The sequence below is a fragment of the Mycobacterium kiyosense genome, from assembly GCA_021654635.1.
GTDB classification, from domain to species: Bacteria; Actinomycetota; Actinomycetes; order Mycobacteriales; family Mycobacteriaceae; genus Mycobacterium; species Mycobacterium kiyosense.
In genome coordinates this window covers 5,140,911-5,152,551 of record AP025179.1, presented here as the reverse complement: position 1 = coordinate 5,152,551, position 11,641 = coordinate 5,140,911, and the positions used below count along the sequence as shown (strand labels likewise).

The window sequence follows — 11,641 nt, the reverse complement described above, 5'->3', positions numbered from 1 at the left end:
TTGAACGGGTAAACGACTGTCAAGCTAAGTCTGCGAGGTTGGCTGAACCAAGCGCTCCGCCTCCTCGTCACATGCTGTATCGGACTACAACGGCGTAGGAAGTGTTGAGCATGACCGCACCCAACAAGGTTTCTGGCGCACCTAGAGTCGCCATTCGCCCGCGCGACGCGTTGAAGGCTCGTAGACTCGAAGCACGCAGATTCGCGATCAGCGACGGCGCCCCCGTCGAGGTTGTCGAGTCTGGTCCCAGCGTCGCTGCGCGGTTAGCTACGCTTGCATCGCGCGTAACCATTCGGCCGGTTCTGGCTGTCGGCAGCAACGTCCCGCATTTCCCTTGGCCGTGGGGGCTGCTGGACCACGCCGCCCGCGTGCTGCTCCCCGCGACCAATACCGTCCGGGCCGACGTGAACTTGCCAAACGCCTCCGCACAGCTGGTTCGCGCGCCCGGCGTGCTGCCGGCGGACGGCACCAGACGGGTCATCCTCTACTTGCACGGCGGCGCCTTCCTGACCTGTGGCGCAAACTCGCACGGCCGACTGGTTGAAGCACTCTCCAAGTTTGCTGACTCGCCGATTCTCGTGGTCAATTACCGGCTGATGCCCAAGCACTCAATCGGGATGGCCCTCGACGACTGCCACGACGGCTATCAGTGGCTACGCCTGCTCGGGCATGAACCGGACCAGATTGTGCTGGCCGGCGACTCCGCCGGCGGCTACCTCGCGCTGTCCCTCGCGCAGCGTTTGCAGCGCGCCGGTGAGGAGCCCGCCGCGCTGGTGGCAATCTCACCGCTGCTGCAGCTAGCAAAGGAAGAAAAGCAGGCCCACCCGAACATCAAAACGGATGCGATGTTCCCGTCGAACGCCTTCGACGCGCTCGGAGAATTGGTTGCTAGGTGTGCGGCGAAGAACATCGTGGACGGCCAGCCCGAAGAGATCTACGAACCCCTCGATCACATCGAGCCGGGCCTGCCGCGCACCCTGATCCACGTGTCGGGGTCCGAGGTGCTGCTGCACGACGCGAGGCTGGCGGCCCGCAAACTGGCGGCGGCCGGGGTTCCGGCCGAGCTGCGGGTCTGGCCCGGGCAGGTGCACGACTTCCAGGTCGCCGGCCCGATCCTGCCGGAAGCCGAACGCTCGCTGCGCCAGATCGGGGAGTACATCCGCGAGGCGACCGGGTAAGCCCAAGCCCGAGTGCGCGGCGCGAAATCGCCTGAGACCATAGGCACATGCGAATCGCGCAGCACATCAGTGACCTGATCGGCGGTACCCCTCTGGTGCAGCTGAACTCCGTGGTCCCGGAGGGGTCCGGCGTCGTGGCCGCCAAAGTCGAATACCTCAACCCCGGCGGCAGTTCCAAGGACCGCATCGCCGAGCGGATGATCGATGCCGCGGAAGCCAGCGGGGCGCTGCAGCCGGGCGGCACCATCGTCGAACCCACCTCGGGCAACACCGGTGTCGGACTGGCCCTGGTGGCCCAGCGGCGCGGCGACAAGTGCGTGTTCGTCTGCCCCGACAAGGTCGGGGAGGACAAACGAAATGTGTTGCGCGCCTACGGCGCCGAAGTTGTCGTGTGCCCGACGGCAGTGCCGCCCGAGGACCCCGCCAGCTACTACAGCGTGTCCGACCGGTTGGTCCGGGAGACTCCGGGCGCCTGGAAACCCGACCAGTACTCCAACCCGGAGGGGCCGGCCAGCCACTACGCCACCACCGGTCCCGAGATCTGGGCCGACACCGACGGCAAGATCACCCACTTCGTCGCCGGCATCGGCACCGGCGGCACCATCACCGGCGCAGGCCGCTACCTCAAGGAAGTCTCCGACGGTCGGGTCCGGGTCATCGGCGCGGACCCCGAAGGGTCGGTGTACTCCGGCGGCACCGGTCGGCCCTATCTGGTCGAAGGCGTCGGCGAGGACTTCTGGCCGGCGGCCTACGACCCGTCCATCCCCGACCAGATCATCGCGGTCTCCGATTCCGACTCCTTCGACATGACCAGGCGGTTGGCCCGCGAGGAAGCCATGCTGGTCGGCGGGTCGTGCGGGATGGCCGTCGTCGCCGCACTGAAGGTCGCCGAAGAAGCGGGCCCCGAGTCGCTGGTGGTCGTCCTGCTGCCGGACGGCGGTCGCGGCTACATGGCGAAGATCTTCAACGACGCGTGGATGTCGTCGTACGGATTCCTGCGCAGCCCGCTGGACGGCTCCACCGCCGAGGCCACCGTCGGGGACGTGCTGCGACGCAAGTCCGGAGCGCTGCCCGACCTGGTGCACACGCACCCGTCGGAGACCGTGCGGGACGCCATCGGCATCCTGCGCGAGTACGGGGTGTCGCAGATGCCGGTGGTGGGCGCCGAGCCGCCGGTGATGGCGGGGGAGGTCGCCGGCAGTGTCTCGGAACGGGAGCTGCTCTCGGCGGTCTTCGAGGGCCGCGCCAAGCTGGCCGACGCGGTATCGCAGCACATGAGCCCACCGCTGCGGCTGATCGGCGCCGGCGAACTGGTCAGTGCGGCCGGCAAGGCGTTGCGCGACTGGGATGCGCTGATGGTCGTCGAGGAGGGCAAGCCGGTCGGCGTGATAACCCGGTATGACCTGCTGGGATTCCTGTCCGAGGGGACGCGGCGACGCTGACGGCTGTGACCTGGCTCTCCCCGCTCGGGTACGCTATCCGGCTTAGTTCAGCAAATCCGTACCGGAAGGGTGCCCAATGACCGATCAGCCGCCAGGCGGGTCGTACCCGCCGCCCGAATCAGCAGGTGAAGCTCCGTCGGGTGGATTCTTGACGCCCTCGGCGCCGCCTCCGGCACCCCGCGGGGAGGTGAGTTTCGACCCGCCCCCGGTCGGTGGCTCAGCGACGGTCGGCGGCTCGACCCCCGACTCCGCCGTCCTCGCCGCCCCCGCCACCCCCGCCGCCACCGGGGGCTACCCGCCGCCGCCTCCAGCGGCCGGTGCGGTCGCGCCGCCGCCGCCGGGACCCGCCATCCGCGAACTGCCGTCGGAGTCCTACACCCCGTGGGCCACCCGGGCCGTGGCGTTCCTGATCGACTACGCGCCGGTGTTGATCGTGTACGCCGTCGCGTTTGCGATCTCGAAGGTGACCGAAGAGGAGAAATGCGGGTACCCGGGTGTCGCCGCGACCTGCTGGCGCCAGGAATCGATGATCGGCGTCCTGGCCAACTGGCTGGCATATCTGGCGATCGCCGCCTACGTGATCTGGAACTACGGCTACAAACAGGGCACCACCGGATCGAGCATCGGCAAGTCGATCATGAAGTTCAAGGTCGTCAGCGAGGTCAGCGGCCAACCCCTGGGCTTCGGCATGTCGCTGGTGCGCCAGATCGCGCACCTGGTCGACGCGATCATCTGCTACATCGGGTTCCTGTTTCCGTTGTGGGACAAAAAGCGCCAGACCCTGGCCGACAAGATCATGACCACGGTCTGCCTGCCGCTCTGACCTGACCCGCGCCGTCGTCCGATTAGGCTGACGGTCGATGAGCGACGACCACGACGTGACCCGGTTCGCCGGGTTGGCGACCAAAGCGATCCACGCCGGTTACCGACCGGACCCGGCCACCGGAGCCGTCAACGCCCCGATCTATGCCAGCAGCACCTTCGCCCAGGACGGCGTCGGCGGCCTGCGCGGCGGCTTCGAGTACGCGCGCACCGGCAACCCGACCCGGGCCGTGCTGGAGGCCGCACTGGCAGCCGTCGAAGACGGCGCATTCGGCCGCGCGTTCAGCTCCGGGATGGCCGCCAGCGACTGTGTGCTGCGGGCGGTGCTGCGTCCCGGGGACCATCTGGTCATTCCCGACGACGCCTACGGCGGCACCTTCCGGCTGATCGACAAGGTCTTCACCCAGTGGGGTGTCGAATACACGCCGGTGCCGCTGTCCGACCTGGACGCGGTGCGTTCGGCGATCACCGCGCGCACGCGGCTGATCTGGGTGGAAACGCCGACCAACCCGCTGCTGTCGATCGCCGACATCGCGGGTATCGCTGCGCTGGGCGCCGAGGCTTCGGCAAAAGTTCTGGTGGACAACACTTTTGCCTCGCCGGCGCTGCAGCAGCCGCTGACCTTGGGCGCCGACATCGTGTTGCACTCGACAACCAAGTACATCGGCGGGCACTCGGACGTGGTGGGCGGCGCCCTGGTCACCAATGACGAGGAGCTGGATCAGGCGTTCGCGTTTCTGCAGAACGGCGCGGGCGCGGTGCCGGGCCCGTTCGACGCCTACCTGACGATGCGCGGGCTCAAGACGCTCCCGTTGCGCATGCAGCGGCACAGCGAGAACGCGTTGGCCGTCGCCGAATTCCTGGCCGGGCAGCCGTCGGTCAGCGCGGTGCTGTACCCGGGCTTGCCCGGGCACCCCGGCCATGAGATCGCCGCGCGCCAGATGCGTGGCTTCGGCGGCATGGTCTCGGTGCGGATGCGGGGCGGACGGCAAGCCGCCGAGAAGCTGTGCGCCGCCACCGGGGTGTTCATCCTGGCCGAGTCGCTGGGCGGCGTGGAGTCGCTGATCGAGCACCCCGCCGCCATGACGCACGCCTCGACGGCCGGGTCGCAGCTGGAAGTTCCCGACGACCTGGTGCGGTTGTCGGTCGGGATCGAGGACATCGCCGACCTGCTGGCCGACCTCGAGCAAGCGCTGGCCTGAATCCCGGGTTAATTCCTCGCCGACGGTGAATTCGACGACGCGAAGCGCGCGCCGTTCACGCTCGGCGGAGAAGGTCAGGAGTGGTACGGCTCCGCGCTGACCAGGGTCACTTCCACCGTGCTGCCGCTGGGCACCTTGTAGCTGCGGGTCTCGCCGACCTTCGCGTCGATCAGGGCGCCGCCCAACGGTGAGTTCGGCGAGTACACCTCGAGCTTGCCGTCGTTGACGCCCTCCTGGCGGGTGGCGATCAGGAACGTCTCGCTGTCCGACTTGTCGCCGTTGTAGTAGACCTTCACCACCGAACCGGGCAGCGCGACGCCGGACTGCTTGGGCGCCTCGCCGACCTTGGCGTTGTTGAGCAGGTCCTGCAGCTGGCGGATCCGGGCCTCCTGCTGGCCCTGCTCCTCGCGCGCGGCGTGGTATCCGCCGTTCTCGCGCAGATCCCCCTCCTCGCGCCGGTCGTTGATCTCGGCTGCGATGACCGGACGATTCGCGATCAGCTGATCGAGCTCGGCCTTGAGTCGGTCATGTGACTCCTGGGTCAACCAGGTCACCTGAGTGTCCGTCATCTGGTCCTGCTCCTCGTGTTGTCGTTCCGCGCAGTTGCGCAAGTATGTGAGCCCTGGGCCAGGTAACGGCAACCGGTCGGACGTCTTCAGGTCCCACCCCCGGCGCTGCCGCTCCGTCCTGCCCACGGCCTCTAATGCAGCAATACACGGTCCCAAGCAGGACCGTGCATTCACCTACGTTACCACCGTGCTAACGATGAATGACCGACATATCCGCAGTTCGGCGATTTTTCTGCGGTTATGACGGCCGCAGATACGCGGGTACGTCTGTGCCGCACCCGTATACGTCGGCCATCAGCGGCGGCTTGCTGGATTTCAGCGTGGTGGTCACCTGCACGGTGGTCTGGTCGGCGGGCGGCACCAACACCTCTCGCCGGCCCGTCTCGCTGCCGTCCCGGGACCGCACCCGCACGATGCAGTCCACCGGCCGGGAGGGGTCCTTGCGGGTCACGCTGATGATGACCGAAGCCGTCTCGTCGTCGATCACCTGATAGCCCGCCAAGGTGCCGGTGACGTCTGCGGTCCCGATGCGCTGGTAGCCGACGACGGCAACCACCACGCCCGCCGCCAGCACCGCCGCGGTGAGCCCCACGATCACCCGTCGCCGCGATTTCGGTGCCAGTCGAGGACGGCCATAACGCGCCGCGGGACGCGAATCGGAACCGTCAGTCAAGCCTTCAGTCATGCCCTCGGGATTTGTGGGGTACAGGAGAACTGGAATTATATGGGCATCCGAGCGGGCCGGTGGGCGGCCGGCGAGACCGACTCGAATCAACACGACACGAGGGAGCACGTGAGCAAGCTGCGGTTGATGGCGGTGCACGCCCACCCCGACGACGAATCCAGCAAGGGTGCCGCCACCCTGGCCCGATACGCCGACGAGGGACATCAGGTGCTGGTGGTCACGCTGACCGGCGGCGAGCGCGGGGAGATCCTCAACCCGGCGATGGACCTGCCCGACGTGCACGGACACATCTCCGAGATCCGTCGCGACGAGATGGCCAAGGCCGCCGAGATCCTCGGCGTCGAGCACACCTGGCTGGGATTCGTCGACTCCGGCCTGCCCAAGGGCGACCCGCCACCGCCGCTACCGGACGGCTGCTTCGCGCTGGTGCCGCTCGAGGAGTCCACCGAAGCGCTGGTCCGCGTGGTCCGTGACTTCCGGCCGCACGTGATGATCACCTACGACGAGAACGGCGGCTACCCGCACCCCGATCACATCCGCTGCCACGAGGTATCGGTCAGTGCCTACGAGGCGGCCGCCGATCACCGGCGATTCCCCGACGCCGGCGAGCCGTGGGCGGTGTCCAAGCTGTACTACGTGCACGGCTTCCTACGGGCCCGGATGCAACTGCTGCAGGACGAGTTCGCCAAGCACGGCCAGGAAGGCCCGTTCGCGAAGTGGCTCAAGCACTGGCTGCCCGAGCACGATCATTTCGAGAAGCGGGTGACCACCCGCGTCGAATGCTCGGCGTACTTCGGCCGGCGCGACGACGCGCTGCTGGCCCACGCGACCCAGATCGACCCGAACGCGGAATTCTTCGCCGCACCGATCTCCTGGCAGGAGCGGCTCTGGCCGACCGAGGAGTTCGAGTTGGCGCGCTCGCGGGTCCCGGCGGTCCTACCGGAGACGGATCTTTTCGCGGGGATCGAGGACTGGTGAACCATCTTCTGCTCACCGTGATTGCTGCCGGGGGAACTCGCAACAACGGTCCCGACTTCGGCAAGGCCAGCCCGCTGGGGTTGCTGATCGTCGTGCTGCTGGTGGTCGCCACCGTGTTCCTAGTGCGGTCGATGAACCGTCAGCTCAGAAAGGTTCCGCCGTCCTTCGACCCGCAGCACCCCGAGCCCGACCAGGCCGCCGACGAGGGCACCGACGCAGTCGACGCGGATGGGCCCGGCCCGCCTGAGGGCGACGGCTCCGCGCGACCGTCGGGATCCGCTCATGACCCCGGCTGAGTCGGGCACCAACACCCTCGCCCAGGCCACCAGCCCCTATCTGCGACAGCACGCCGACAACCCGGTGCACTGGCAGCAGTGGACGCCGCAGGCGCTGGCCGAGGCGGCGGCGCGCGACGTGCCGATCCTGTTGTCCATCGGCTACGCCGCCTGCCACTGGTGTCACGTGATGGCGCACGAGTCGTTCGAGGACCCCGGCGTGGCGGCCGTCATGAACGCAGGATTCGTCTGCATCAAGGTGGACCGCGAGGAACGTCCCGACATCGACGCGGTCTACATGAACGCCACTGTCGCGCTCACCGGTCAGGGCGGCTGGCCGATGACCTGTTTCCTCGCCCCCGACGGCCGCCCCTTCTTCTGCGGCACCTACTACCCGAAAGAAGGCTTCCTGCAACTACTTTCGGCCATCACCGAAACGTGGCGGGAACGCCGCGACGAGGTGGAGCAGGCCTCGGAACACATCGCCGGCGAGTTGCGGGCGATGAGCTCGGGGCTGCCCGGCGGCGGCCCGGAGCTAGTCCCCGAGCTGTGCGACCAGGCCGTCGCCGCGGTGCTGCAAGACCAGGACACCGCCCACGGCGGCTTCGGTGGCGCACCCAAGTTTCCCCCCGTCGGCGCTGCTGGAGGCGCTGTTGCGGCACTACGAGCGCACCGGGTCGCCGGAGGTGCTGATGGCGGTGCAGCGCACCGGCAGCGCAATGGCCCGCGGCGGCATCTACGACCAACTGGCCGGCGGGTTCGCCCGCTACAGCGTGGACGCCGCCTGGGTGGTCCCGCACTTCGAAAAGATGCTTTACGACAACGCGCTGCTGCTGCGGTGCTACGCGCACTGGGCCCGCCGGACCGCTGACCCGCTCGCGCACCGGGTGGCCGCGCAGACGGCTCAGTTCCTGCTCACCGACCTCGCCGCCGGCGACATGTTCGTCTCGTCGCTGGACGCCGACGCCGGCGGCGTCGAGGGCTCGAGCTACGTCTGGACGCCCGCGCAGCTGACCGAGGTGCTCGGGGCCGACGACGGCTTGTGGGCGGCGCAGGTTTTCGACGTCACCGCGTCCGGGACGTTCGAACACGGGGCATCGGTGCTGCAGTTGCGGCACGACCCCGAGGATTTGCACCGGCTGGAGCGGGTTCGTGCCGAGCTGTTGGCAGCCCGGGCGCGCCGCGTACAGCCCGGCCGCGACGACAAGGTGGTGACCTCCTGGAACGGGCTGGCCATCACCGCGCTCGCCGAAGCGGGCGTGGCGCTGGGGCAGCCGGCGCTGGTGCGCGCCGCACGGCGATGCGCGGCCGCGCTGCTGGACCTGCACCTGGTGGCCGGGCGGCTGCGCCGCGCCAGCCTGGGCGGGACGGTCGGGGACAGCGCGGCGATCCTGGAGGATTACGCGATGCTGGCCACCGGCCTGCTGACGCTGTACCAGCTGGATTCCGATGCGCGTTGGCTGGACGCGGCCACCGGCCTGCTCGACACGGCCGTCGAGCATTTCGGCGGCCCGCAGGGCCGTTGGTTCGACACCGCCGACGACGCCGAGCAGCTGGTGCTGCGACCAGCCGACCCGCTGGATGGTGCCACTCCGTCGGGCGCGTCGGCGCTCGCCGAGGCGCTGCTGATGGGCGCTCACCTGATCGACGAGCGCGCCGAATGGTATCTGCGGCTGGCCGGTGAGACGCTGGGCGCGCATTCGGTGCTGCTGGCCCGCGCCCCGCGGTCGGCGGGGCACTGGCTGGCGGTCGCCGAAGCCGCGGTGCGCGGGCCGTTGCAGATCGCGGTCGCCTGCGCCGGGGACGCGTCGCCGCTGCTGGCCGACGCCCGCCGGCTGGCGCCGGGCGGGGCCGTCGTGGTCGGTGGCGCGGTGGACTCGTCGCCGTTGCTGGCCGGACGCGACCGCGTGGCCGGAGCCGACGCCGCGTACGTCTGCCGGGGCCGGGTCTGCGACTTGCCGGTGACCAGTGCGCAGGCACTCGCTACGGCGTTGGCTGTACCTGGGTAGTAGCGTGCGTCACATGCCGAACACCGCCGACCGGACCCAAGCCATCACCGAGACGGTTCACCGCTACATCGAGACGGTGTCGAACGGGACCGCCGACGAGCTGGCCGCCTTCTTCGCCGACGACGCGACGCTCGAGGACCCGGTGGGCGGCGGTGAGGTCCACATCGGCAAGAGCGCCATCCGCGGCTTCTACTCGGCAGTGGAGGGCGTGGCGCGCGAATGCGAGCTGGTGACGCTGCGGGTGTCGGGAAACGAGGCGGCGTTTCACTTCCGGTTGATCGTCGGTGCCGGCGACAGCAGGATGCGCATCGAGCCGATCGAGACCATGGTGTTCGACGGCAGCGGCAAGGTCACCGCGATGAAGGCCTACTGGTCGCCGGCCGACGTGACCCGGCTGTAACGGGCTTCAGAACACTACGAACCACATCGCGATGTAGTGGCAGATGGCCGCGACCGCGGTGCAGGCGTGAAAGAACTCGTGATAGCCGAATGTCGTCGGCCACGGGTCGGGCCACTTCAGTGCGTACAGAATGCCGCCGATGCTGTAGAGGGCGCCGCCGACGAACAGCAGCACCATGGCCGTCACCCCGGCGTTGTGCAGGATCGACGCGGTGTACCACACCGCGACCCAACCCAGCAGGATGTACAGCGGCACACCGACCCAGCGCGGTGCTGAGGGCCACAGCATCTTGAGCATGATGCCGGCCGCCGCCCCGCCCCAGACGATCGCCAGCACCACATGCCCGTCGTGGCCGGACAGCGCCAGCAGCGCGAACGGGGTGTAACTGCCCGCGATGAACACGAAGATCATCGAGTGATCGGCCCGCTTCATCCACATCCGGGTGGTGTCCGACTTCCAGTTGACCCGGTGGTAGGTGGCGCTGACGGTGAACATGATGATCGTGGCGAAGGTGTACAGCAGTGTGGCCAGGCCGGCCCTGGTGGAGCCCACCGCCCACGACACCGCGACCAGGGACGCGCCGGCGAATACGGCGGTGGCCGCCGAGTAGACGTGGATCCAGCCCCGGAAGCGCGGCTTGGTCAACACCCGGGCGACGCCCTCGACGAGGTGGTGCGCGGCCTTCTGCGCGGCGTCGATCGGCGAGTGGCCGTCCGGCTCAGGCTGCGACTGCGGCTGGTTGTCGGTGAGCGTGCTGGTCTGGCTGCTCATCTGTGCTTGTGCCCCGTCTTTTGATGGCGGTTGAGGGTTACCGATCAGGTTAGCGAAACCATCTGTCAGAGGCCCGTATGACGCCACGTGAGATTGCCGGAGATGACACCGGGAAAAGGGCGTCGGTCACAGTACTGTGGATCCTCGTGGAGATCATCCCGCCACGGCTCAAGGAGCCGCTGTACCGGCTTTACGAGCTGCGACTACGGCAGGGACTGGCCGCCACCAAATCCGAACTGCCGCGTCACATCGCGGTTCTGTGCGACGGGAACCGTCGCTGGGCGCGCAGCCTGGGCTACGACGACGTCAGCGTCGGGTACCGCATGGGAGCGGTGAAGATCGCCGAGATGTTGCGGTGGTGCCAGGACGCCGGCATCGAGATGACCACCGTCTACCTGCTGTCCACCGAGAACCTGCAGCGCGATCCCGAGGAACTCGGCGCGCTGATCGAGATCATCACCGACGTCGTCGAGGAGATCTGCGCGCCGGCCAACCATTGGAGCGTCCGCACCGTCGGCGATCTGGAGTTGCTTGGTGAGGAGCCGGCCCGACGACTGCGCGACGCGGTGGACTCCACGCCGCAGAACGCGGCGTTCCACGTCAACGTCGCGGTGGGCTACGGCGGCCGCCAGGAGATCGTGGGCGCGGTACGCGCCTTGTTGAACAAGGCGCTCGCCAACGGCGCGACCGCCGAGGAACTGGTGGACGCGGTCACCGTCGAAGGAATCTCGGAAAATCTGTACACCTCCGGACAGCCCGACCCCGATCTGGTGATCCGCACCTCGGGAGAGCAGCGGCTATCCGGGTTTCTGCTCTGGCAGAGCGCCTACTCGGAGATGTGGTTCACCGAGGCGCACTGGCCGGCGTTCCGGCGCGTCGATTTTCTGCGTGCGTTGCGGGACTACAGCATGCGGCATCGGCGCTACGGCAAGTAGCCACCGCGATCGTTAACTGACGGTTGGTGCGGCGCCGTCTGCTGGATTGAAATACCCATCAGCACAGGAACCGCTGGCGCGTCGTCCCCGTGACACTCCGGACGGGAAGTGTCAACGGCGGCTACCCGCCTCGGTGTCCTCGCTATGGGCTCTAGCAAACAAAATACCGGTGCGTCGTGACCGTTTGACGGGCCCGTTAGTTAGGGATTTTTGCCCCTGGAACGGGCCACGTATTCAACTTCTGTCAGTACGCTACGCCCTATTCCACAGGCCTGCAATAGCCGCTGTAATACGTTGTGGTACAACGAAATATGGTTCGTTTGAAAAGGTGTATCGCTAGGTCAGAGCTTCTCAGGAGAACGACCTGATGAATTC

General features: G+C 68.0%; 11 protein-coding genes and 1 pseudogene. 9 read left to right on the top strand and 3 right to left on the bottom strand.

Annotation, left to right across the window (positions count from 1 at the left end; genetic code table 11):
* Window positions 1-110 precede the first annotated feature (110 nt).
* The 4 genes from L6444_RS24160 to L6444_RS24145 all read left to right on the top strand — a co-directional run bounded on the left by L6444_RS24160 (window position 111) and on the right by L6444_RS24145 (window position 4,644).
* A complete protein-coding gene (locus tag L6444_RS24160) occupies window positions 111-1,178 on the top strand; it encodes an alpha/beta hydrolase (protein ID WP_236977689.1) in 1,068 nt (355 codons plus the stop codon).
* Window positions 1,179-1,225: 47 nt separating this feature from the next.
* Window positions 1,226-2,620: a cystathionine beta-synthase gene (locus L6444_RS24155; protein ID WP_236977687.1), complete on the top strand. Its 1,395-nt coding sequence runs from the start codon at window positions 1,226-1,228 to the stop codon at window positions 2,618-2,620.
* A 76-nt stretch (window positions 2,621-2,696) separates the two neighbouring features.
* Entirely contained in the window at window positions 2,697-3,443 is a 747-nt protein-coding gene (locus L6444_RS24150; protein WP_236977686.1) for an RDD family protein, read from the top strand.
* Between the two features lie 37 nt (window positions 3,444-3,480).
* A complete protein-coding gene (locus L6444_RS24145; RefSeq protein ID WP_236977685.1) occupies window positions 3,481-4,644 on the top strand; it encodes a cystathionine gamma-synthase in 1,164 nt (387 codons plus the stop codon).
* A gap of 74 nt (window positions 4,645-4,718) precedes the next feature.
* Here L6444_RS24145 and greA read toward each other — a convergent pair whose 3' ends face one another.
* On the bottom strand, window positions 4,719-5,213 hold the full coding sequence (greA, locus tag L6444_RS24140) for a transcription elongation factor GreA (RefSeq protein WP_180915039.1): 495 nt from the start codon (window positions 5,211-5,213) through the stop codon (window positions 4,719-4,721).
* Between the two features lie 238 nt (window positions 5,214-5,451).
* Window positions 5,452-5,898 (bottom strand): DUF4307 domain-containing protein, encoded by a 447-nt coding sequence (locus L6444_RS24135; protein ID WP_236977684.1) that lies wholly within the window; start codon window positions 5,896-5,898, stop codon window positions 5,452-5,454.
* A gap of 108 nt (window positions 5,899-6,006) precedes the next feature.
* Between L6444_RS24135 and mca the strand changes: the two genes are divergently transcribed.
* The 4 genes and pseudogenes from mca (at window position 6,007) to L6444_RS24115 (ending at window position 9,560) form a co-directional block, all read left to right on the top strand.
* Window positions 6,007-6,876, top strand: coding sequence for a mycothiol conjugate amidase Mca (gene mca, locus L6444_RS24130; protein WP_236977683.1), 870 nt, complete (start codon window positions 6,007-6,009; stop codon window positions 6,874-6,876).
* A complete protein-coding gene (locus L6444_RS24125; protein WP_236977682.1) occupies window positions 6,873-7,172 on the top strand; it encodes a hypothetical protein in 300 nt (99 codons plus the stop codon). Before mca ends, L6444_RS24125 begins: the two co-directional genes overlap by 4 nt.
* A pseudogene (locus L6444_RS24120) lies at window positions 7,159-9,160 on the top strand (thioredoxin domain-containing protein). The gene L6444_RS24125 and the pseudogene L6444_RS24120 overlap by 14 nt, the downstream one beginning before the upstream one ends.
* 13 nt (window positions 9,161-9,173) lie before the next feature.
* Window positions 9,174-9,560 (top strand): nuclear transport factor 2 family protein, encoded by a 387-nt coding sequence (locus L6444_RS24115; protein ID WP_236977681.1) that lies wholly within the window; start codon window positions 9,174-9,176, stop codon window positions 9,558-9,560.
* A 6-nt stretch (window positions 9,561-9,566) separates the two neighbouring features.
* On the opposite strand, the gene trhA is transcribed toward L6444_RS24115, so the two are convergent.
* Window positions 9,567-10,331: a PAQR family membrane homeostasis protein TrhA gene (gene trhA, locus L6444_RS24110; protein ID WP_236977680.1), complete on the bottom strand. Its 765-nt coding sequence runs from the start codon at window positions 10,329-10,331 to the stop codon at window positions 9,567-9,569.
* Between the two features lie 146 nt (window positions 10,332-10,477).
* Here trhA and L6444_RS24105 point away from each other — a divergent pair, with 146 nt between their 5' ends.
* Entirely contained in the window at window positions 10,478-11,266 is a 789-nt protein-coding gene (locus tag L6444_RS24105; protein WP_236977679.1) for a (2Z,6E)-farnesyl diphosphate synthase, read from the top strand.
* The last annotated feature ends 375 nt before the right edge of the window (window positions 11,267-11,641 follow it).